The organism is Rathayibacter sp. PhB186, from assembly GCF_003751825.1.
Classification (GTDB): Bacteria; Actinomycetota; Actinomycetes; order Actinomycetales; family Microbacteriaceae; genus Rathayibacter; species Rathayibacter festucae.
Genome location: NZ_RJKO01000003.1, coordinates 30,181 through 52,041 on the forward strand (window position 1 = coordinate 30,181; position 21,861 = coordinate 52,041).

Sequence of the window (21,861 nt, forward strand, 5' to 3'; positions counted from 1 at the left end):
ATTGACCTCCTCCCCCGCTGAATCCCATCGCCGACGCCTGTTGGACACCGGGCCCGCGACGGCGTCAACTGGAGGCATGCAGTACACGAATCTCGGCCGCACCGGTCTGTCCGTCTCCCGCGCCGTCCTGGGCACCATGAACTTCGGCCCGGAGACCAGCGAGCCCGACTCGTTCGCGATCATGGACCGCGCGCACGAGCTCGGCGTCAACTTCTTCGACACCGCGAACGTCTACGGCGGCGAGGGCGGACGCGGCGCGACGGAGGAGATCGTCGGCCGCTGGTTCGCGCAGGGCGGCGAGCGCCGCGAGCGCACCGTCCTCGCGACCAAGCTCTACGGCGACATGGAGCAGCACGCCGCTCCCGGCGCCGAACGCGGTCGCGACTCCTGGCCCAACGGCGGGCGGCTCTCTGCCCTCAACATCCGCCGCGCGCTCGACGACAGCCTGCGCCGCCTCCAGACCGACCACATCGACCTGTACCAGTTCCACCACGTCGACCGCACGACGCCGTGGGACGAGATCTGGCAGGCGATGGAGGTCGCCGTGCAGCAGGGCAAGGTCCTCTACGTCGGCTCGAGCAACTTCGCCGGCTGGCACATCGCGCAGGCGCAGGAGGCGGCGCGCGACCGCCGCTTCACCGGCCTCTCCTCCGAGCAGTCCATCTACAACCTGCTCGTGCGCGACATCGAGCGTGAGGTCCTGCCCGCCGCGCAGCACTACGGGCTCGGCGTCATCCCCTGGTCGCCGCTGCAGGGCGGACTGCTCGGCGGCGTGATCGAGAAGACGGAGTCGGGCAGCCGTCGCGCCTCCGCCCGCTCGCTCGAGGCGATCGAGAAGAACCGCCCCGCGCTGGAGCAGTACGAGGCCTTCGCCCGCGAGCGCGGCATCGCGCCGGGGGAGCTCGCGCTCGCCTGGCTGCTGCACCAGCCGGGTGTCACCGGTCCGATCACCGGCCCGCGCACGATGGAGCAGCTCGAGAGCGCCGTCGCCGCCGTCGACATCGCGCTCGAGCCCGCCGACCTGGCCCGCCTCGACGAGATCTTCCCCGGACACCGCACGGCGCCGGAGGACTACGCCTGGTGAGCGGCCTGCCCGCGCCCGCATGCTGATCGAGCGGGGCGCTCCCCTTTCATGCTGATCGAGCAGCCCGCGCAGCGGGCACATCTCATGCTGATCGAGTAGCCCGCGCAGCGGGCGTATCGAGATCCACCACCGCCGGAAGCAGAGTCCGCAGACCCGCCCCTCTGACAACGGTGGGTCTCGATACGCCCCTGCGGGGCTACTCGACCACCATGTCGATCTCCCGTCCGATGACACCCCCTACCTGGAAAGAGACCCCATGAAGCAGCGCAGCATCGGCGACATCAGCGTCGGCAGCATCGGACTCGGCGGCATGCCGATGTCGATCGAGGGCCGCCCCGACCGCGAGCGGTCGATCGCCACGATCCACGCCGCCCTCGACGCCGGCGTCACCCTCATCGACACGGCGGACGCCTACCACCAGGGCGGCGACGCCGACCTCGGCCACAACGAGCTGCTCATCGCGGAGGCGCTCCGCGGCTACGGCGGCGACACCTCCGGGGTGCTCGTCGCCACCAAGGGCGGGCACCTCCGCCCCGAGCCGGGAGTGTGGACGCAGGACGGCCGCCCCGAGTACCTCAAGGAGGCGGCCCGCGCCTCCGCGCAGCGCCTCGGCGTCGACGCGATCGACCTCTATCAGTACCACCGCCCCGACCCCGAGGTGCCCTACGCGGACTCGATCGGCGCGCTCGCCGAGCTGCTCGACGAGGGAGTGATCCTCCGCGCCGGCATCTCGAACGCCGACCCGGACCAGATCCGCGAGGCGCACGGGATCCTCGGCGACCGCCTGGTCTCGGTGCAGAACCAGTTCTCGCCGAAGTTCCGCTCCAGCGAGCCGGAGCTCGAGCTCTGCGCCGAGCTGGGCCTCGCCTTCCTGCCGTGGAGCCCGCTGGGCGGCATCACCTCGGCCGCCGAGCTGGGCACGTCGTTCGCGGCATTCGCCACCGTCGCCGAGGCGCACGACGTCTCGCCGCAGGTCGTCTGCCTGGCCTGGGAGCTGGCGAAGTCGCCCACCGTCATCCCGATCCCGGGATCGTCGCGCCCCGAGAGCATCCGCGACTCCGCCACGGCGGCCGACCTCGAGCTGACCGCGGAGGAGCTCGCCTCGCTCGACTGAGCGCGGCGGATCTCGATACGCCCGCTTCGCGGGCTACTCGATCGACATGGAGGACCCGCCCCGCGGGTTCCTCGGTCAGCAGGCGGCCCATGCTGGTCGAGTAGCGCGCAGCGCGTATCGAGACCCACGCTCCGGACGAGCGTGGATCTCGATACGCCCGCTTCGCGGGCTACTCGATCAACATGCAGGACCCGCTCTGCGGGTTCCTCGATCAGCATGAAGGGGCGGCTCCGAGGACTGCTCGATCAGCAGGGAAGGGGCCCCGCGCGGGCCGTCGGTCAGCGGGCGGCGGCGGCGGCCGGCAGGGCCGCGACGAAGGCGCGGGCCGCGGCCGTCGGCCGCTCGGGGAGGGCGACCATGGTGCGCCAGACGAGCAGCGGGTCCTCCAGCGGCACCGCGCGCAGGCCGGCCGGACGCTTCTCGGCGAAGTGCGCCGGCACGACGGCCACGCCCATGCCGTACTCGACGAGGTCGAGCAGGGTGTGCACGTCGTTCACCTCGAGCTCCACCTCGAACGCCAGCCCGTGCGCGGCGAACGCCTGGGCCGCGAGGTGGCTCGCGCCCCAGTGCTCCTGCAGGCCGACGATCGTCTGCCCCTCGAGGTCGGGGATGCGGCAGACCGGCCGGTCGGCCAGCGGATGCTCCGGATGCGCGAGCACCGCGAAGCCCTCGCTGGCGAGCGGCCGCGTGACCACTCCCGCCGGCACCGCGCCGATGTCGGCGACCAGCGCGAGATCGAGGCGCCCGCTGCCCACCGCGTCGAGCAGCGTGCCGGACCCGTCGTGGGTCAGCCGCAGCCCGACGCCCGGGTGCTGCTCCCGGAAGGTCGCGAGCTCGCGCGGCAGGTGCACGCCGCCCAGGCACTCCTCGGTGCCGACGGCGAGACTCCCCCGCAGCACGCCCTGCACCGCCAGCACGGCGTCGCGGGCGGCGAGCGCGCTGGCGACCGACTGCTCCGACTCCGCGAGCATCGCCCGGCCGGCCGGCGTCAGCTCGACCCGGCGGGTGCTCCGGGTGAACAGCGGGCTGCCCAGCTCGCTCTCGAGCGCCCGGATCGACGCCGACAGGCCCGACTGCGAGATCTGCAGGGCGCTCGCCGCGCGGGTGAAGTGCTGCTCCTTCGCGACGGCGAGGAAGTGTTCGAGCTGGCGCAGTTCCATGGGTCCATCCTCCTCGCGCGCGGGCACCACCGGGACCGGTTGCGCCGGCGGCTCAGCGCCCGACGGCTCAGCGCCCGACGGCTCAGCGCCTGACGACCCAGCGCCCGACGGCTCCGCGCCCGGCGGACCGGCCCACCCGGCCTAGCACTCCGCCGAGATCGCCAGCACCACGTCGGTGAGCGTCGCCCGGAGCCGCTCGAGCGCGGCCTCCTCCGAGTCGCCCTCGAGGATCGAGGTCTTGACCGCGTCGTCGTAGCTCGCGATCAGCAGGCGGACGGCCGTGGTCGGCGCCAGCGAGAAGTCGCGGTGCACCTGCTGCAGCGCCCCCCGCACGATGTCGACGAGGGTCGCGTCGAAGCCCGCCCGGAAGGCGCTGTACTGCGGAGCGATCGCGGCGTCGCGCAGCGCGAGCAGCTCGAACTCGGACTGCACGACGCACCAGCGCCGGCTGTCGGTGAACGGCCCCTGCAGGAAGTCGAGGATGACGACCGCGAGCGTCTCGGGAGTCAGCGGCTCGTCCGATTCGGCGACCTTGGGGATCGTGCGCCCCATCTGCTCGACCAGGCCGTCCAGGCGGGCGCCGTTCTCCCGCTGCATCAGCGCGAAGAACAGCTCCTCCTTCGTGGAGAAGTTGGAGTAGAAGGCGCCGCGGCTGAACCCCGCGCGCTCGCAGATCTGCTCGACCGAGGCGGTGTGCACGCCGGTCTCGGCGAAGACGTCGTACGCGGCGTCGAGGAGCCGCTCGCGCGTCCGGCCTCTGCGGGAGGTCTCGACGGAGTCGGTCATCCTGAGTCCTTCCCGGGCGGGCGTCGGCGGTGTTGAGATACATCACTGTATCGGATACATTCGCGTATCGGATACGTTCGTGTATCGGGCACGGTCGTGCATCGAGCACGTCGCCTCCCGCGCGTTCGTGCTGACGGCACGACCGCGCTCTCCGAGCACAGAGTCGTGTCCCTTTCCGCTCCCCCGTCGTCAGGAGACACGCGTGTCGTCGATGCTCTACCGACTCGGCCGCTGGGTGTTCCGCGCCCACCGGCTGGTCGCCGTCCTCTGGCTCGCCGTCGTCGTCCTCGCGGGCGGCGGCGCGCTGCTGCTCAACCAGGGCACGGACAACACGTTCTCCATCCCCGGCACCCAGTCGCAGACCGCGCTGGACCAGCTCGAGCGCACCTTCCCGCAGGTCAGCGGCACCTCGGCGCGCTACGTCGTCGTCGCTCCCGACGGCGGCAGCGTCCAGGACGCGGACATCAGCGGCCCAGTCGGCGAGGCGGTCACCGCGCTCGAGGGGATCGACGGCGTCGCCGCGGTCACCGACCCCTACTCCGACACCGTCGAGGGCACGATCTCCGAGGCCGGGAACGCGCTGGTCATCACCACGCAGATGGACGGCTCCGCCACCACGACCTCCGAGGCGTCGCGGGACGCGCTCCAGGCCGAGGCCACCACCCTCCAGGACGCGCTCCCCGCGGGCGCCGTGGTCTCGCTCGGCGGCGACCTCTTCTCCCAGAGCCTGCCCGGCGTCACCGTCACCGAGGGGATCGGCCTCCTCGTGGCGCTGGTCGTCCTGGTGCTCACCTTCGGCTCGTTCCTCGCCGCCGGCATGCCACTGGTGACCGCGCTGCTCGGCGTCGCGCTCTCGATGTCCGCGATCTTCATCGCGACCCGCTTCGCCTCGATCTCCTCCACCACGCCGCTGCTGGCGCTGATGCTCGGCCTCGCGGTCGGCATCGACTACGCGCTCTTCATCATCAGCCGGCACCAGGACCAGCTGAAGCAGGGCATGGCGCCGGAGGAGTCGGCCGCCCGCGCGACCGCGACCGCCGGCTCCGCTGTCGTCTTCGCCGGCCTGACCGTCATCATCGCGCTCGCCGGCCTCTCGGTCGCGGGCATCCCGTTCCTCACCACGATGGGCATTGCGGCGGCGGGCGGAGTCGCCATCGCCGTGGTCATCGCGCTCACGCTCACCCCCGCGCTGCTCGGCTTCGCCGGCGAGCGCCTGCGGCCGAAGGAGCGGAAGGCGAAGAAGGCCGCCGCGAAGCAGGCCGCCGCGACCTCCGGCGCCGAGAAGGCCGCTGTCACCACCGGCGCCCACACCGACCCCGACGCCGCCGAGGACGCGACCGCCCCCTCCCCCGGCTCGCACGTGCACGCCGAGGTCCCGCGCGGCTTCTTCCGCGGCTGGGTGCGCGTCGTCACCCGCTTCCCGATCCTCACGATCATCGCCGTCGTCGGCGTACTCGGCATGGCGTCGATCCCGGCGCTCAGCCTCCGCCTCGCCCTGCCGGACGCCGGCTACCAGGCCGAGGGCACACCCGCGCGCGACACCTACGACCTGCTCGCCGAGAACTTCGGCCCCGGCTACAACGGCCCGCTCATCGTCACCGGCACGATCATCGGCTCGACCGATCCGCTCGGCCTGATGGCCGACCTCAAGACCGAGATCGAGGGCCTGGACGGCGTCGCCTCCGTGCCGCTCGCCACCCCGAACGAGACCGCCGACACCGGGATCATCCAGGTGATCCCCGAGGGCGGCCCCGACTCCGAGGCCACCAAGGCGCTCGTCGCCGAGATCCGCGACAAGCACGACTACTTCGAGGAGACCTACGGGGTCGACCTCGCTGTCACCGGGCAGACCGCGGTCGGCATCGACATCTCCGACACCCTCGCGAACGCGCTGCTGCCGTTCGGCCTGCTGGTCGTCGGGCTCTCGCTGGTGCTGCTGACGATGGTCTTCCGCTCGCTCTGGGTGCCGCTCAAGGCGACGCTCGGCTACCTGCTCTCCGTCGGCGCGTCCTTCGGCGCCGTCGCGGCGGTCTTCGAGTGGGGCTGGTTCGCCGATGCGCTGCACGTGGACAAGACCGGCCCGATCATCAGCTTCATGCCGATCATCCTGATGGGCGTGCTCTTCGGGCTGGCGATGGACTACGAGGTGTTCCTCGTCTCGCGGATGCGCGAGGACTACGTGCACGGCCGTCCGGCCCGCGCGGCGGTCGAGTCGGGCTTCGTCGGCTCGGCGAAGGTCGTGACCGCGGCGGCGATCATCATGTTCTCCGTCTTCGCGGCGTTCGTGCCGGAGGGCGACACCAACATCAAGCCGATCGCGCTCGGCCTGGCGGTGGGCGTGTTCGTCGACGCCTTCATCGTCCGGATGACGCTCGTGCCCGCGGTGCTGCACCTCCTCGGCGACCGCGCCTGGCACATGCCGCGCTGGCTCGACCGGGTGCTCCCCTCCTTCGACGTGGAGGGCGAGGGCCTGACCAAGGAGCTCGCGCTCGCCGACTGGCCCGAGCCCGGCGCCACCGACGCGGTCGCGGCCGAGGGGCTGTGCCTCGACGGTCCCGACGGCCCGGTCTACCGCGACGTCGACGTGCGGGTGCCCGCGGGCGGCGCGCTCGTCGTGCACGGCCCGCACCGCTCGGGCCGCACCGCGCTGCTGCTGACGATCGCGGGGCGCCTCGCCCCCGACGCCGGCCGGCTCAAGGTCGACGGCCTCGTCGTGCCGATCCGCTCCTCCGCGGTCCGCGGCCGGGTCGGACTCGTCCGGCTCGCCGGCGCGGCCGATCCGGTGGCCGAGGTGCGCGCGGCGCTCGAGACGGCCCCGCCGCTGCTGGCGCTCGACGACCTCGACACCGTCACCGATCCGCAGCTGCGCGACGGCATCCGCGCCGAGCTCGACCGGGCCCGCGCAAAGGCCGCGCAGAAGGAGCACTCCTTCACGGTGATCGCCTCCTCCGTCGACGCGGACGCGCTCGACGACCTCCTCCCCACCGACCGCGGCGAGCTCGCGGTCTCCCCCGCGGCCGAGCGCCGCGCTATCGCGAAGGTCCGCTGACAGATGGCTCTCTTCTCCCTCGAACGCCCCCGCGGCGTCAAGAAGGTGTCCTGGGTGACCCTTCTCGGCATCGTCCTCGTCCCGCTGGTCATCGGCGGCCTGCTCGTCTGGGCGCTGTGGAACCCGACCGAGCGCCTCGACACCATCACGGCCGCGGTCGTGAACGAGGACACCCCCGTCGAGCTCAACGGGCAGACCGTGCCGCTCGGCCGCCAGCTCGCGGCCGGGCTCGTCACCGGCGGGGAGACGGACGCGGCGACGCCCACGCCCTCCGCGTCCGTCACTCCCTCCCCCTCCTCGAGCCCCGCGGCGAACGTCTCGGGCTCCGACTCGACCGGCAACTTCACCTGGGTCCTCACCGACAAGGACGACGCGGCGAAGGGCCTCGCCGACGGCAGCTACGCGACCGTCGTCACCATCCCGTCCTCGTTCTCGGCCGCCGCGACCTCCTACGCCGGAGACGCCGCCGCCGCGACGAAGGCCACGATCGACATCGCCACCAGCGAGAAGGCGAAGCTCGTCGACGACGCCATCTCGGCGACGGTCACCAGCACGGCGACGGCGCTGCTGAACACGCAGCTCACCACCGCCTACCTCGAGAACATCTACGTCGGCTTCAACACCCTGAACGAGCAGATCGGCCAGGCGGCGGACGGCGCCGGCACCCTCGCGGACGGCGCCGACCAGCTCGGCACCGGCGCCTCCACGCTCGCCGACGGCACCAGCACGCTCGCGGACGGCATCGACGATCTCGCGACCGGCGCGTCCGGGCTCTCCGACGGCGTCGCGCAGCTCGGCACCGGCGCGTCGTCCCTGGCGGACGGCGTCGCGCAGGTGGGCACCGGTGCCTCCGACCTCTCGGGCGGCGTCTCGCAGCTCGCGACCGGCGCGCAGCAGTCGGCCGACGGCGCGACGCAGCTCGCGACGGGGGCGGGCTCGCTCGCCGACGGGCTCGACGGTCTCGCCGCGGGAGTCTCGGCGCTGGGCGACACCGCCGCGACCGCCTCCGGGCTCGCCGCCCGGTCCGCGACCACCACCGGCACCTCGCTCGGCACCATCGCCGCGCTCGCGCAGTCCTGCGCCGCGACCGACCCCGTCTGCGCCGCCATCCTCGCGGAAGCCGGCAGCCAGCTCGACACCACGAACCAGGCCGGCGCGCTCTACCAGGCGGGCGCGACCGCGCAGTACGCCGCGGGCATCTCGGCCGGCATCAACGACGGAGCGAACGGTCAGCCGTCGCTCGTCGCCGGGACCGCGCAGTCGGCCGCCGGAGCGCGCGGCGTCGCCGACGGAGCGACCGCCCTCGCGGGCGGCCTGGGCCAGCTCTCGACCGGAGCCGCCACGGCGGCCGGCGGAGCATCCCAGCTCGCCACCGGCGCCTCCTCCGCCGCCGACGGCGCCCGCCAGCTCGCGACCGGCGCGACCTCGGCCGCGGACGGCGCCGCGCAGCTCTCGACCGGCGCCTCCTCGGCGGCCGACGGAGCACGACAGCTCGCCGACGGCGCGGGCGGAGTCTCGGACGGCGCCCTCCAGCTCGCCGACGGCACCCGCTCCCTCGCCACCGGCCTCGACGCGGCCGTGGCCCAGCTGCCGACCTACACGGAATCGGAGTCGCAGAACCTCGCCGACGTCGTCTCCGACCCGGTCGAGAACTCGAGCGGCAGCACTGACCTCTTCGGAGCGTCGAGCGTGCCCTTCTTCGCGACGATCGCGCTCTGGCTCGGCGCCCTGGCGACCTTCCTCGTGCTCGCCGCGTTCTCGCACCGCGCGCTCTCCTCGACCCGCTCCTCCGCGGCGCTGGCGCTGTCCTCGTACGTGCCGGCCCTCGTGATCGGACTCGTGCAGGGCCTCGCCGTCGCGATCGTGATGAGCGCGGTCGCGAGCCTGGACCTCGTGACCTGGTTCGGCTTCGCCGCGCTGGCGATGCTCGCAGGGGCGTCCTTCGCCGCCGTGAACCAGGGCCTGGTCGCCCTGCTCGGCGGGCTCGGGCGCTTCGTCTCGATGGTCGCCGCGGTGATCGGCCTCGGCGCCGGCATCATCTCGACCGTTCCGGGCGTCTTCGACGACGCCCTCGCCTTCCTGCCGCTCTCCGCCGCGCAGAACGCGCTGGCCGGCGTGGTCGAGGGCACCGGCGGCGTCGGCGCCGCAGTCGTCGGCCTGCTGATCTGGCTGCTCTTCGGCCTGCTGCTGACGGTCGCCGCCATCGCCCGCCGCCGCGTCACCTCGGTCCGCGCCCTGACCCGCCCCGTCGAGGCCTGACTTCTCCCCTCCGCGAGATGCCACTTGTGCACGCGACACGCCGTGTCGAGCGTGCACAAGTGGCATCTCGCGGGAGGGGTCAAGAGGTCCAGCATCACGGAGCGGCCGCCGCAGGCGCCCCCCATGCTGGTCGAGCAGCCGCCGCAGGCGGCGTATCGAGACCGGCCGTCGTCAACAGGCCGGGTCTGCAGACTCCGCTCCTGACGCTGGTGGATCTCGATACGCCCGCTCCGCGGGCTACTCGATCAGCATGAAGCGGGGCCGCTCGGTGAGCGGCCGCCCAGCATGTCGGGCGGGCGCCCATCCATGCTGGTCGAGCAGCCGCCGGAGGCCCGCACCCCTGCTGGTCGAGTAGCCCCGAAGGGGCGTATCGAGACCCACCCGAGCGAACCCGCCGCGAGCGTCAGTCCGCCGCGCCGCTCGCGATCTGCTCGTGGTGGTGGATGACCTCGGCGACAATGAAGCCGAGGAACTTCTCCGCGAAGGCCGGGTCGAGGTGCGCGTCCTCCGCCAGGGCCCGCAGCCGCGCGATCTGGCGCGACTCGCGCTCGAGGTCGGCGGGCGGCAGCCCGTGCGCCGCCTTCAGCCGCCCGACCTTCTGCGTGAACTTGAAGCGCTCGGCGAGCAGGTGGATCAGCGCCGCGTCGATGTTGTCGATGCTCTGACGGATCTGCTCGAGCTCGGCCAGCGCCTCGGCGTCCGACCCCTCGCGCGACGGTTCCTCGATCATGCCTCCGACCCTAACGGACGGGCACGACGCACTCCTGCCGTGGCAGACCTCCGGCTCGCGGAGGCACCTCCGGCACGCCGAAAGCCGCAGTTCCCGCGAGCTCGACCCGTCATCACGAGCCGGAGCTCGACCCCCGCCAAGCTCCGGCACGCAGAAACACCCCGGGCACGCGAAATCTCGCGATTTCCACGAGCCCCAGCCAGAATCGCGAGCCAAAGCTCGACCCCACCGACCCCCGGCACGCACAAACGCTTCCGGCACGTCGAATCCCGCGATTCCCGCGAGCCCGAGCCGGAATCACGAGCCGAAGGCGGCGGCACGACGAAGGCCCCCGCCGTCACCGGGCAGGGGCCTTCGAGGAGAAGGGGCGTCAGTCGACGATGTTGAGGACGACGTCCACGTTGCCGCGGGTCGCGTTCGAGTACGGGCACATGGTGTGCGCCTTCTCGGCGACGGCGTGCGCGTCCTCCGAGCTCGCCTTCGGCACGTAGATGTCGAGCTCGACGGCGAGGCCGAAGCCGCCGTCGTCGTTCTTGCCGATCGAGACGCTCGCCGACACCTGCGCGTCGGTGGTGTCGATCGAGAGCGCCTTGCCGGAGCCGTGCAGCGCGCTGAGGAAGCAGGCCGCGAAGCCGGCGGCGAAGAGCTGCTCGGGGTTCGTGCCCTCGCCGGAGCCGCCGAGCTCCTGGGGCGGGCGGGTGTCGAGGTCGAGCCGGTCGTCCTCGGTGCGGACGTGGCCGTCGCGTCCTCCACCGGAGGCGTGGGCGATGGCGGTGTAGAGAGCATCCATCCCTCCATCACACCACTGCGCGGCCGGGAGCGGGGTGAGCGTCGGGTGCACGTCCTCTCGACATCGCCGCCGCCGACGGGAGCGCCCCGGGAATCGCCTCCGAACCGCCCCGGTCCGGCCGTCAACCCCCTCCCGGCTCCGCGTCACCGGGTGTCGCCTGGAACACGCATCCGGCGAGCGCCGGAGAACCACCGGCGTCCGCGCCGGGAGAAGGAGGAAGCATGCGCGCACTCACGTGGCAGGGCGTCGAGAAGGTCTCGGTCGAGACGGTTCCCGATCCCCGCATACAGCAGCCGACGGACGCCATCGTCCGGATCACCTCGACGGCCATCTGCGGCTCCGACCTGCACCTGTACCGCCTGCTCGGCCCGTACCTCGACAAGGGCGACATCCTCGGCCACGAGCCGATGGGCGTCGTCGAGGAGGTCGGCGCGGGCATCACCAAACTCAAGGTCGGCGACCGCGTCGTCGTCCCGTTCAACATCTCCTGCGGCGAGTGCTTCATGTGCCGTCGCGGCCTGCAGTCGCAGTGCGAGACCACCCAGGTGACCGAGTACGGCTCCGGAGCCTCGCTCTTCGGCTACACGAAGATGTACGGCCAGGTCCCCGGCGGCCAGGCGGAGTTCCTCCGCGTGCCGCTCGCCGACTACAACACCGTCGTCGTCGACACCGTCCTGCCGGACGAGAACTACCTCTTCCTCAGCGACATCGTGCCGACGGCCTGGCAGGGCGTCGAGTACGCGAACGTGCCCGACGGCGGCTCGCTCGTCGTCTTCGGCCTCGGCCCGGTCGGCCAGTTCGCCGCCCGCATCGGCGCGCACAAGGGCTACCGCGTGCTCGCGGTCGACCCGGTCGCCGAGCGCCGCGCGATGGCCGCCCGGCACGGCATCGAGGTCTTCGACTTCACGGACGACATCAACGACCAGCTGCGCGACCTCACCGAGGGCCGCGGCCCCGACTCCGTCGTCGACGCGGTCGGCATGGAGGCGCACGGCTCGCCGATGGGCTCGTTCGCGCAGACCGTCGCCGGGCTGCTCCCCGACCCGATCGCGCGGAAGGCGATGGACACGGTCGGCGTCGACCGGCTCGCCGCGGTCGTCTCCTCGCTCGACCTGGTGCGCCGCGGCGGCACGGTCTCGCTGAGCGGTGTCTACGGCGGCGAGGCGGACCCGCTGCCGCTGAAGTCGATGTTCGACAAGCAGATCACCCTGACGATGGGCCAGTGCAACGTGAAGCGCTGGATCGACGACCTGCTGCCGCTGGTCGAGGACTCGAGCGACCCGCTGGGCGTCAACGACCTCGTCACCCACCGTGCCCCCCTCGAGGACGCCCCCGGCCTCTACGAGACGTTCCAGAAGAAGGAGGACGGCTGCATCAAGGTCGTCCTGCAGCCGTAGAGGCGGCGCCGGGTCTCGATACGCGCCCGGCGGCGCTGCTCGACCAGCAGGGATCGCTCATGCTGATCGAGTAGCCGCGGCACGCGGCGTATCGAGATCCACCGTCTGCAGGCGTGGGTCTCGATACGCGCCTGGCGGCGCTACTCGACCAGCATGGAGCGCACGCGCCGATGCGTCGACATCGAGCGCACGCGCCGATGCGTCGGCATGGGGTGCACATGCCGAAGCGCGCGCGGCGCCGCCTCATGCTGATCGAGTAGCCGCGGCACGCGGCGTATCGAGATCCCTCCGCCGGGACACGACGAAGGCGGCGTCCCCGAGGGGGCGCCGCCTGAGTCGTGGTGCGGGGTAGACCTACTTGAAGACGTCCTTGATGTCCTCGCCGGTCTTCTTCGCGGAGGCCGAGGCCTGGTCCTTCTGGCCCTCGGCCTTCAGGCTGTCGTCGTTCTTGTGGTCGCCCAGGGCTTCCTTCGCCTTGCCGGCGATGTCCTGAGCGGCGTTCTTGATCTTGTCATCGAGCCCCATAGCGGTGCCTCCTTCGTGATCGTCGTGCGCTGAACTGTCACCCGAAGGTAGGAGCCGTTTCTGCTCGTCGGCTGGGAGCCGGAAGGGGCTTGCCCGGACGATCGCCGAGGTGCCACGATCGTCGGTTGCCCGCTCCCGGCCGGGTCACATGACGGGCGTCGCGGTGTCCGACGGCGCGGTCTGCGTCGGCTCCATCGTGGGCGTGCGGGTCGAGCCGTCGTCGGCGCTGGTGGGCACGGCGCTCCCGGACTGGTTCGGGGTCTGCGCGTCACCGGTGCAGCCCGCGAGCAGGCCGATGGTCAGGGCGGAGGCGCCGAGCGCGCCGAGGACGCGCACGGTGCGGGACGGTCGAGTGCTGAGCATGGGGTGCCTTTCCGGAAGCGGAGACGGGGCGGTCGTGCCCCCGTCCCCCTCGACGCTAGGCAGCGCTCCTCGCCGACGAGAAGGGCTTGACGCCGCGGTCCACCGGATCCGGAGCCGACGCCCGGGAAGCGCCGCAGCGGCGTCAGAGCACGGATGCGCGGGATGGTACGCCCTCACGCCTTCAGTCCGCTACGCCCTATCTCGGTGCGCGGCGCACTGCCCAGACTGGCGACGCCGGCACGCAGACCACCATTTCTCGATCCTGGAAGGGACAGACGATGTCGAACATCGATCCCGCTTCACCTCCGTTCGGAGACGGCGCGGCGAACGCCCGCGCCGCCGACCCCTCGTACGACAGCACCGACAGCACCGACAGCACCTACGACGCACCGCTCACCTCCGAGCCGTACTCGTCGGACACGACGACCACGGACACGACGTCCGGCGCGCACAGCGTCGGCGGTGGCACCTCGGGCAGCGTCTCGGACGCCGCCGGCTCCGCCAAGGAGAAGGCCGCCGAGACCGCGGGCGCTGCGAAGGAGCAGGCCGGCGCCGTCGCCGGCGACGCCAAGCAGGCCGCGGGCGACGTGCTCGCCACCGGCAAGGAGGAGGCCGCCAACGTCGCCCAGGAGGCGAAGGTGCAGGTCAAGGACCTCCTCGACCAGAGCCGCACCCAGCTCACCGAGCAGGCGCACGCCCAGAAGGAGAACGCCGCCAAGGGTGCCCGCGCCTTCAGCGACGACCTCACCGCACTCGCGAACGGCGAGGGCGGCGACGACAACGCGGCGTCGAAGCTCGTCTCGCGGGCCGCCGAGCGCGTCCAGGGCGTCGCCTCGTGGCTCGAGAACCGCAACCCCTCCGAGCTGCTGGACGACGTCCGCTCGTTCGCGCGCCGCCGTCCGGGTGCGTTCATCCTCATCGCCGCCGCGACCGGCCTGGTCGCCGGACGCCTCGTCCGCGCGCTGACCGCCGAGGCGAAGGACGAGAAGGCCGCGACCGCGGACACCTCCGGACCCGAGTTCGCCGCTCCCGCCGCCGCGGACTACTCCGGTGGCGCGACCACGACGACCTCGTTCGACGAGCGCGGTGATTTCGCGCCGACCGAGCCGGTCGCCGACCCGCTGAGCACGCCGATCACGCCCGGCTACGACGCCTTCCCGAACGGAACCCGGCCGTGAGCGATCCGCTGGGCGCGCATCGCGCCTCCGCCGAGCCGACGCCCGGAGAGCGCGCGGGCTCGACCTCCCTGGGCGATCTGCTCGGCGAGGTCTCCCGCGACCTCTCGACGCTGATCCGCCAGGAGATGGCGCTGGCGAAGGCCGAGATCAAGGAGTCGGCCGGCAAGGCCGGGAAGGGTGCCGGACTCCTCGGCGGCGCGGGCTACGCGGCGCTGATGGCCGTGCTCTTCCTCTCGATCGCCCTCTGGTGGGCGCTCGGGACGCTGGTCGGCAACGGCTGGTCGGGCGTGATCGTCGCCGTGATCTGGGGCGTCGTCGCGGCGATCCTCTTCGCCGTCGGCCGCAAGAGCCTCAAGCAGGTCGACGGAGTCCCCGAGACGGTCGACACCCTCAAGCAGATTCCCGAAACCCTCAAGCCGAACGGGGCAGGACGATGACGTACGACGCAGGACAGAGCAAGACTCCGGAGGAGATCCGGGCCGACATCGAGCGCACGCGGCTCGAGCTCGGCGGAGACGTGGACGCGCTGGCCGAGAAGGTCAGCCCGAGCGCGATCGTCGACCGCCAGACCGACAAGGTCAAGGCGGCCGTGGGCTCCGTGCGCGACCGGGTGATGGGCTCGGCGCACGATGCCGGCGACTCGCTCTCCGGCACGGCCGGATCGGTGAAGAGCAAGGCGAACGGCAACCCCTTCGCGGTGGGCCTGATGGCCTTCGGCGCCGGGCTCCTGATCGCCTCGCTCATCCCCGCCTCGGACGCCGAGAAGGACGCGGCCGGCAAGGTCAAGGAGCAGGCGCAGCCCGTCGTCGATTCCGTGACCGGTGCCGCGAAGGACGTCGCGAACGAGCTGCGCAAGCCGGCGCAGCAGGCCTTCGCCTCGGTGAAGGACACCGCGACCGACGCCGCGCAGAACGTCAAGGAGGCGGGTGGATCCGCCGCCGAGGACGTCAAGGACTCCGCCCGCGAGGCCAAGCACGCGGTGCAGGAGAACGTGACGCAGGACAGCGACCGCTCGTAACTCCCCCTCCCCGCGAGATGCCACTTGTGTACGCCTTTCGCGGCGTGTCGCGTACACAAGTGGCATCTCGCCGTCTGGGACGGGGTGCGCGGGAATAGGGGGCGGCTCGCGGGGCTTCTGGGTCCTATGCGATCCATCGTCTACTCCCGCTCCGGTTCCTCCTCCGTCCTCTCGCTCGTCGACCGGGAGGCCGGCACGCCGGGCGCCGGCGAGGTGCGCGTCCGCGTCCTCGTCTCCGGCGTCAATCCGACCGACTGGAAGGCGCGCGCCGGCGGCGAGCCGCCCTTCGACGAGGTCGTCCCCAACCAGGACGGCGCCGGCGTGATCGACGCCGTCGGCGAGGGCGTCGACGGGTTCGCCGTGGGCGACCACGTCTGGTTCTACCTCGCCGCCCACCAGCGGCCGACCGGCTCCGCGCAGGAGTCGACCGTCCTCGCCGCCGAGCACGTCGTGCGCCTCCCCGAGGGCATCGGCGCCGAGCTCGGAGCGAGCCTCGGCGTCCCCGCGATGACCGCGCACCGCGCCCTGACCGTGCACGAGGAGGGGCCCGTCCGCCTCTCCCCCGGCGCGCTCGCAGGCCGCACCGTCCTGGTGCAGGGCGGCGCGGGCGCGGTCGGTCACGCCGCCATCCAGCTCGCGGTCTGGGCCGGAGCGACCGTCATCGCCACCGTGAGCAGCGACGCGAAGGCGCGGCTCGCGACGGCCGCCGGCGCGCAGCACGTCCTGCAGTACCCGGACGAGCAGCTCGCGGAGAGGATCCTCGAGATCGCCCCCGACGGCGTCCAGCAGATCGTCGAGGTCGCGCCGGCGCAGAACGCCGCGCTCGACGTCGAGGTGCTCGCGAACCACGGCAGCATCGGCTACTACGCGAACAACAACGGCGACGAGTTCACCATCCCGATCGTGCCGAGCTTCGCCAAGAACGCCCGCTGGCAGGGCCTGCTGCTCTACACGGTCGGCGAGGCCCCGCTCCAGGCCGCGGCCGAGGACATCACCGCGGCCCTGCGCGACGGCGCCCTGCCCGTCGGCGAGGAGGCCGGCCTGCCGCTGACCTGGTTCCCGCTCGAGGAGACCGCCGCCGCCCACGACGCCGTCGAGAGCGGCGTGACGGGCAAGGTGCTCATCCGCGTCGCCGCGGAGTAAGGACGCCTGCCTTCTGCATGCTGATCGAGTAGCCCTCGCAGAGGGCGTATCGAGATCCACCGTCATCCGGTGGGCGGGTCTCGATACGCGCTGCGCGCTACTCGACCAGCATGAACCGCGCTGCGCTGCCCGTCCGAGATGCAGGGTCCGTTCCCTGCTGATCGAGTAGCCCTCGCAGAGGGCGTATCGAGATCCGCGGTCAGCCGCGCAGCGGCGGCGAGCCGGCGACCGTCGCGCGGTCGGCGAGGCCGTCGAGGAGCTCGCGCAGCGCCTCCTCGGCGGTGGTCGTCGGCTCCCAGCCGAGGACGGTGCGCGCCTTCTCCGTCGACATGACCGGCGTGTTCGTCGCGATGTCGAGCCAGCCCGCGTCGGTGCGCTGCAGCCGCAGCCGCCAGGTCGCCGTGACGATCGAGCGGAGCAGCCCCGCGGGCACCGTCACGAGCCGCGCGCCGACGACGTCCGCGATCCGCTGCGGCGTGAGCACCGGCTCCGCGGCGATGTTGAAGGCCCCGCCCGCCCGGCGATCGAGCGCGCGCCAGAACGCGTCCGCGACGTCGTCGGCGTGCACGCCCTGGAAGATCAGCGTCCGCGGCAGCGGCAGGACCGGCGGCCGGACCGCCCGCAGCCAGCGCGTCGGGTACCGCGGGCCGGCGAAGAGCCCGGCGATCTCGGTCGCCGCCCCGCGCTGGAACACCAGCCCCGGCCGCAGCCGGGTGAGCACCACCTCCGGGTGCTCCGTCTCGAAGGCGTCCATCGCGCGCTCGTTCGCCGCCTTGTGCCGGCTGTAGGTCGAGGTGTGCAGCCCGCCGGTCGGCCAGCTCTCGTCCACGCGCAGGCTCTTCGGCGCCGCGCTGTAGGCGCCGACGGACGACGCCACCGCGACCTGGCCGACTCCGCTCGCCGCCGCGGCCGCCAGCACCGCCGCGGTCCCGCCGACGTCGACCAGGCGCTGGAACGGCTCGTCGTGGCTCGGCTGCAGCGCCCAGGCCAGGTGCACGACCGCGTCCACGCCGGTGAACGCCTCCCGCAGCTGCCGCTCCGCGTCGCTCGAGGCCACGTCGACCTCGTGCCAGCGCACGTCGCGGTACTCGTCCGCTCCGGGTCGCGGCTCGCGCCGGGCGATCCCGACGATCTCCGTCACCGCGTCCTCCCGCTGGAGGCGCCTCAGCAGGGCCGTGCCCAGGTTGCCCGTCGCTCCGACGATCGCGATCCGCATGATGTCCCTCCGCGGGCGGCGTCCGCCGTCCTGCTCCGAGGCTAGGCACCGCTCCCCCGCCGCAGCAGCCGCTTGACACTCCCCGCCCCGCCGGCCGCCCCGCCCGACCGCCTAGCCCACCCGACCGGCGCCGCGCACCCCCGCGCGCGCCGGCACCGCCGTGCCTAGCCTGGAAGGCATGCCCCGCCCCTCGCCCGTCGTCCGCCACCGGATCGACGGGATCGAGCTCCGGACCCTCGCGACCGGTCGCCCCGACGCCGAGCGCACCTTCGTCCTGATCCACGGCATCGGGATGTCGCACCACACCTTCTCGACCCTCGCCGTCGCCCTCCGCGCGCACGGCCGCGTCGTCGCCGTCGACCTCGCCGGCTTCGGCGCCAACCGCTCGCCCCGCCGCCGCGTCGGCATCGCCGACCACGCCCGTCTGGTCGAGAGAGCGCTGGCGGAGCAGGGCGTCACCCGGGCGGTCGTCGTCGGCCACTCGATGGGCGCCCAGGTGACGGTCGAGCTCGCCGCCCGCGCGCCCGGCCTCGTCGCGGGCGCGGTCCTGATCGGCCCCGTCGTCGATCCACAGCGTCCCGGCGCCGTCCGGCAGGGCCTCGCCCTCGCCCGCGACTGCCTGGGCGAGCCGCTCGGCGTCGACGCCCTGCTCTTCGCCGACTACGTCCGCGGCGGTCTCGGCTGGTACCTGCGCCAGCTGCCCGAGATGCTGCACTACCCGATCCAGCGGCGGCTGGCCGCGGTCAGCGTGCCCGTGCTGGTCGTGCGCGGACGGGACGATCCGATCGCCACCCGCGACTGGTGCGAGCGCCTCCTCGCCCACGCGGCGGAGGCGCACCTCCTCGAATTCGCCGGCTCCCGCCACGTGGTCCCGCGCACGCAGCCGGAGTCGCTCGCGCTCGCCCTGGCGTCCTTCGCCGCCGACATCGCCCGCGCGCCCGACGCCGCCCCCGCGCCCGACGCCGCCCCCGCGCCCGACGCCGCCCCCGCCCCCGACGCCGACCCGTCCCCGGTGCCCGCATGAGGCACCTCGTCCGCGACGCCGTCTGGTGGATCCGCGACTACGCCTACGCCGTCGCCTGGCAGGTCCGCGCCTTCGTCTCCCGCCGCGCCCCGGACGACTACCTCGACGGCACGGAGCGGCCGATCGTGGTCCTGCCCGGCATCTGGGAGACCTGGGCCTTCCTCCGCCCGATCATCGACCCGCTGCACCGCCGCGGCCACCCGATGCACGTGCTCACCAGCCTCGGCTGGAACGGCCGCCCGGTCGCCCGCACCGCGGAGGACGTGGCCGCCTACCTCGCCGAGCACGACCTCCGCGGCGTGGTGATCGTCGCGCACAGCAAGGGCGGCCTGATCGGCAAGTACGTGATGACCGAGCTCGACCCCGACGGCCGCGTCGACCGGATGGTCGCGGTCGCCACGCCGTTCGGCGGCTCGCGCTACGCGCCCTACCTGCTGCTGAAGAGCCTCCGCTCGTTCTCGCCCCGCGACGCGACGACCCTGCTGCTCTCCAGCCGGGCGGGCGCGAACGCGCGGATCACCTCGGTCTTCGGCCTCTTCGACCCGCACATCCCCGAGGGCAGCATGCTCGAGGGCGCGGTCAACGTGCGGATCGAGACCGGCGGGCACTTCCGCATCCTCAGCGACCCGGAGACGCTCGCGGCGGTCGTCGCCGCGGTGGACGCGCCTACTCGGCCGGCGGAGTGATCGTCTCGGCGTCGGCCGGGCACTCGATGACCGCCACGCCTCCGCCGTCGGCGTCGTCGACCACGGCACCCGCCGCGGCGAACGGCGCGCGGAAGCAGTAGGCCTCCGGCAGGTCGGCCACGTCCGGGAAGGCCGCGGCGTCGACCGGCGTGCGGAACGACAGCGCCCCGAACTCGCCGCCCTCGCTGAGCGCGTCGTAGGACTCGATCCCGATCAGGTCCACGCCCTCGACAGCCTGGTCGCTCGCGAGCCGGGCGTAGCCGAAGGCGTCGTCCTGCGGCCCGGAGAGGGACGAGACGAGCGCGAGCACGCGGTCGCGCGACTCCTCGCGGGGCGCCACGTCGTTCGACACGACCACGTCCGGCGCGGGAGCGGTGCAGCCGGCGAGCGCGAGCACCGCCAGGGCCGCGCCGATCAGCAGGGCCGGCGGGGTCGCGCGGGCCGGGGAGGTCGTCGGGGCCGGTCGCGTCCGCATCAGCTTCACCCGACCGACCCTAGCCGCGTAGCAACTGCTCCGCACCGCGCGGAACCCCCTCGGCCGGGCGGGCCGCGGAGCGGAGCATGGAGCGATGAGCTCCTCCACCAGCCCCGGCCCGCGCACCTCCGGCCCCACCGAGCTCCTCCTCGTGCGCCACGGCGAGAGCGTCGCCAACATCGCGGCGAGCGCCGCCGAGGCGGAGGGCGCCCACGACATCGCCGTCGACCGGCGCGACCCCGACGTCGAGCTGTCCTCGGCCGGCCGCGAGCAGGCCCGCGCGCTCGGCCGGTGGCTCGCCGACGGCAACGCCCCGATCGCCGCCTGGTCCTCGCCGTACCTGCGCGCGTCCTCGACAGCGCAGCTGGCCTTCGAGGAGGCGGGCCTCGACCTCGTGCCCCGCCTCGACGAGCGGCTCCGCGACCGCGATCTCGGCATCGCCGACCGCCTGACCACCGCGGGCTTCCGTGCGCGATTCCCCGAGGAGGCGGCGCGGCGGGACTGGCTCGGCAAGTTCTACTACCGCCCGCCGGGCGGCGAGTCCTGGACCGACCTCGCCCAGCGGGTGCGCTCGTTCCTGGACCACCTCGACGTCGTCGCGCCGGCCGGACCGGTCGCGCTGTTCTGCCACGACGCCGTCGTCCTGATCATCCGCTCCGTCTGCGAGGGCCTCACCGAGCGCGAGCTGCTCGACATCGGCCGGGCGACCCCGGTCGCGAACGCCTCCGTCACCCGGCTCGTCCGCGACGGCGACGCATGGACGCTCGAGCGCTTCAACGAGACCGCGCACCTCGAGCAGTCGAGCGCGCCGGTCACCCGCCACGACACCGGCGAGGACACCGCCGTCGACACCGCGGTCGACACCGCCGTCGACGACCCGCGAGGAAGGACCGACTCATGAGCGAGACCCGGCACAGGAGCGAGACCGCGCACAGGAGCGCCGTCGTCGACCGCGCCCTGCTCGAGCGGCGCTGGCCGCTGCCCGACCCGGCGGGATCGAAGCACGCCCGCGGTGACGTGGTCGTGGTCGGCGGCGCCCGCAAGACGCCCGGAGCGGCGATCCTCGCCGGGATCGCGGCGCTCCGGGTCGGCGCCGGCCGGATCACCCTCTGCGTCGCCGAGTCCGTCGCCTCCGCCACCGCCGTCGCGCTGCCCGAGTGCGGCGTCGTGCCGCTGGAGGAGACCCGCGGCGGCTCGATCTCGGGCCGTGGGCTCTCCGCTCTGGAGGGCGAGCTGGGCTCCGCCGACGTCGCGCTGATCGGCCCCGGACTCGACGACCCGAAGGCGACCGCCGCGACGCTGCGCGCGATCGCTCCGCTGCTCGCCGACGTCCCCGCCGTGCACCTCGACGCCTTCCCGCTCGGCGTGCTGCCGGGCCAGCGGCGCGTCGCCCGCGCCCTCGCCGGCCGTCTGCTCCTGACGCCGAACACGGAGGAGGCCGCGCGGCTGCTCGGCGCAGAGGTGGACGACGTGGAGGCCGCCGCGATCGCCGTCGCGCAGCGCTATGGAGCGGTCGTCAGCCTCTTCAACGTGATCGCCGCGCCCGACGGCGACGCCGTGCGCATCGAGGGCGAGCACCCCGGCCTCGCGACGGCGGGCAGCGGCGACGTCCTCGCCGGCGCGACGGCCGGGCTCCGCGCGCGCGGCCTCGACCCGCAGGGCGCCGCGGCGTGGGGTGCCTTCCTGCACACCGAGGCCGACTCGGTCCTCGTGCGCAGGCTCGGCCCGGCCGGCTACCTCGCGCGCGAGATCCCGGGCGAGTTCCCGGCGCTGCTCACAGGCTGACGCGGGAGCGGTCCGGGACGGCGGCTCGGAACGGGTGGCTCAGGACGTGCCGTTCAGGATCGGTGGCTCAGGATCGGCG

The 21,861-nt window shown here is 73.3% G+C and carries 21 protein-coding genes; 13 read left to right on the forward strand and 8 right to left on the reverse strand.

The genetic code is table 11. The features are described from left to right. The first annotated feature begins 76 nt into the window (after window positions 1–76). Both EDF45_RS10165 and EDF45_RS10170 read left to right on the forward strand, forming a co-directional pair. A complete protein-coding gene (locus EDF45_RS10165; RefSeq protein ID WP_123705988.1) occupies window positions 77–1,084 on the forward strand; it encodes an aldo/keto reductase in 1,008 nt (335 codons plus the stop codon). A gap of 256 nt (window positions 1,085–1,340) precedes the next feature. Then, the gene (locus EDF45_RS10170) at window positions 1,341–2,198 is read left to right on the forward strand and encodes an aldo/keto reductase (RefSeq protein WP_123736274.1); all 858 of its coding nucleotides are present in this window, start codon (window positions 1,341–1,343) and stop codon (window positions 2,196–2,198) included. A gap of 278 nt (window positions 2,199–2,476) precedes the next feature. Here the strand turns inward: EDF45_RS10170 and EDF45_RS10175 are convergent, their stop codons facing one another. Both EDF45_RS10175 and EDF45_RS10180 read right to left on the reverse strand, forming a co-directional pair. Continuing rightward, entirely contained in the window at window positions 2,477–3,358 is an 882-nt protein-coding gene (locus tag EDF45_RS10175; RefSeq protein WP_123736273.1) for a LysR family transcriptional regulator, read from the reverse strand. 141 nt (window positions 3,359–3,499) lie between these two features. Then, complete coding sequence (locus tag EDF45_RS10180) at window positions 3,500–4,144, reverse strand: TetR/AcrR family transcriptional regulator (protein ID WP_123736272.1); 645 nt, start codon at window positions 4,142–4,144, stop codon at window positions 3,500–3,502. 211 nt (window positions 4,145–4,355) lie between these two features. On the opposite strand from EDF45_RS10180, the gene EDF45_RS10185 reads away from it, so the two are divergent. Further along, window positions 4,356–7,193 carry an MMPL family transporter gene (locus EDF45_RS10185; protein ID WP_311316340.1) on the forward strand — a complete coding sequence of 946 codons (2,838 nt, stop codon included), beginning with the start codon at window positions 4,356–4,358 and terminating at the stop codon, window positions 7,191–7,193. Between the two features lie 3 nt (window positions 7,194–7,196). Further along, window positions 7,197–9,452 (forward strand): YhgE/Pip domain-containing protein, encoded by a 2,256-nt coding sequence (locus tag EDF45_RS10190; RefSeq protein ID WP_123736271.1) that lies wholly within the window; start codon window positions 7,197–7,199, stop codon window positions 9,450–9,452. Between the two features lie 403 nt (window positions 9,453–9,855). Here the strand turns inward: EDF45_RS10190 and EDF45_RS10195 are convergent, their stop codons facing one another. Beyond that, on the reverse strand, window positions 9,856–10,182 hold the full coding sequence (locus tag EDF45_RS10195) for a chorismate mutase (protein WP_123447104.1): 327 nt from the start codon (window positions 10,180–10,182) through the stop codon (window positions 9,856–9,858). 370 nt (window positions 10,183–10,552) lie between these two features. Next, window positions 10,553–10,972, reverse strand: coding sequence for an organic hydroperoxide resistance protein (locus EDF45_RS10200; RefSeq protein WP_123736270.1), 420 nt, complete (start codon window positions 10,970–10,972; stop codon window positions 10,553–10,555). A gap of 221 nt (window positions 10,973–11,193) precedes the next feature. Here EDF45_RS10200 and EDF45_RS10205 point away from each other — a divergent pair, with 221 nt between their 5' ends. Further along, window positions 11,194–12,369 (forward strand): zinc-dependent alcohol dehydrogenase, encoded by a 1,176-nt coding sequence (locus tag EDF45_RS10205; protein WP_123736269.1) that lies wholly within the window; start codon window positions 11,194–11,196, stop codon window positions 12,367–12,369. Window positions 12,370–12,723: 354 nt separating this feature from the next. On the opposite strand, the gene EDF45_RS10210 is transcribed toward EDF45_RS10205, so the two are convergent. Together EDF45_RS10210 and EDF45_RS10215 are read right to left on the reverse strand one after the other, a co-directional pair. Beyond that, complete coding sequence (locus EDF45_RS10210; protein WP_123736268.1) at window positions 12,724–12,894, reverse strand: CsbD family protein; 171 nt, start codon at window positions 12,892–12,894, stop codon at window positions 12,724–12,726. A gap of 144 nt (window positions 12,895–13,038) precedes the next feature. Continuing rightward, window positions 13,039–13,257 (reverse strand): hypothetical protein, encoded by a 219-nt coding sequence (locus EDF45_RS10215; protein WP_123447108.1) that lies wholly within the window; start codon window positions 13,255–13,257, stop codon window positions 13,039–13,041. Between the two features lie 278 nt (window positions 13,258–13,535). Between EDF45_RS10215 and EDF45_RS10220 the strand changes: the two genes are divergently transcribed. The 4 genes from EDF45_RS10220 (at window position 13,536) to EDF45_RS10235 (ending at window position 16,596) form a co-directional block, all read left to right on the forward strand. After that, window positions 13,536–14,435, forward strand: coding sequence for a hypothetical protein (locus EDF45_RS10220; protein ID WP_123736267.1), 900 nt, complete (start codon window positions 13,536–13,538; stop codon window positions 14,433–14,435). Beyond that, window positions 14,432–14,872 (forward strand): phage holin family protein, encoded by a 441-nt coding sequence (locus EDF45_RS10225; protein WP_372487831.1) that lies wholly within the window; start codon window positions 14,432–14,434, stop codon window positions 14,870–14,872. Before EDF45_RS10220 ends, EDF45_RS10225 begins: the two co-directional genes overlap by 4 nt. Further along, a complete protein-coding gene (locus EDF45_RS10230) occupies window positions 14,869–15,453 on the forward strand; it encodes a DUF3618 domain-containing protein (protein ID WP_123736266.1) in 585 nt (194 codons plus the stop codon). Before EDF45_RS10225 ends, EDF45_RS10230 begins: the two co-directional genes overlap by 4 nt. A 126-nt stretch (window positions 15,454–15,579) precedes the next feature. Then, window positions 15,580–16,596 carry an NADPH:quinone reductase gene (locus EDF45_RS10235; RefSeq protein ID WP_123736265.1) on the forward strand — a complete coding sequence of 339 codons (1,017 nt, stop codon included), beginning with the start codon at window positions 15,580–15,582 and terminating at the stop codon, window positions 16,594–16,596. A 199-nt stretch (window positions 16,597–16,795) separates the two neighbouring features. On the opposite strand, the gene EDF45_RS10240 is transcribed toward EDF45_RS10235, so the two are convergent. After that, entirely contained in the window at window positions 16,796–17,812 is a 1,017-nt protein-coding gene (locus EDF45_RS10240) for an NAD-dependent epimerase/dehydratase family protein (protein WP_123736264.1), read from the reverse strand. 178 nt (window positions 17,813–17,990) lie between these two features. On the opposite strand from EDF45_RS10240, the gene EDF45_RS10245 reads away from it, so the two are divergent. Next, complete coding sequence (locus EDF45_RS10245; RefSeq protein WP_123736263.1) at window positions 17,991–18,836, forward strand: alpha/beta fold hydrolase; 846 nt, start codon at window positions 17,991–17,993, stop codon at window positions 18,834–18,836. Further along, on the forward strand, window positions 18,833–19,522 hold the full coding sequence (locus EDF45_RS10250; RefSeq protein WP_123736262.1) for a triacylglycerol lipase: 690 nt from the start codon (window positions 18,833–18,835) through the stop codon (window positions 19,520–19,522). Before EDF45_RS10245 ends, EDF45_RS10250 begins: the two co-directional genes overlap by 4 nt. On the opposite strand, the gene EDF45_RS10255 is transcribed toward EDF45_RS10250, so the two are convergent. Beyond that, window positions 19,503–20,006, reverse strand: a complete 504-nt coding sequence (locus tag EDF45_RS10255) for a hypothetical protein (protein ID WP_123736261.1) — start codon at window positions 20,004–20,006, stop codon at window positions 19,503–19,505. The two genes, EDF45_RS10250 and EDF45_RS10255, sit on opposite strands and share 20 nt — an antisense overlap. 85 nt (window positions 20,007–20,091) lie before the next feature. Between EDF45_RS10255 and EDF45_RS10260 the strand changes: the two genes are divergently transcribed. Both EDF45_RS10260 and EDF45_RS10265 read left to right on the forward strand, forming a co-directional pair. Further along, the gene (locus EDF45_RS10260) at window positions 20,092–20,898 is read left to right on the forward strand and encodes a histidine phosphatase family protein (RefSeq protein WP_123736260.1); all 807 of its coding nucleotides are present in this window, start codon (window positions 20,092–20,094) and stop codon (window positions 20,896–20,898) included. Then, window positions 20,895–21,782: an ADP/ATP-dependent (S)-NAD(P)H-hydrate dehydratase gene (locus EDF45_RS10265; RefSeq protein ID WP_123736259.1), complete on the forward strand. Its 888-nt coding sequence runs from the start codon at window positions 20,895–20,897 to the stop codon at window positions 21,780–21,782. The genes EDF45_RS10260 and EDF45_RS10265 overlap by 4 nt, the downstream gene beginning before the upstream one ends. The last annotated feature ends 79 nt before the right edge of the window (window positions 21,783–21,861 follow it).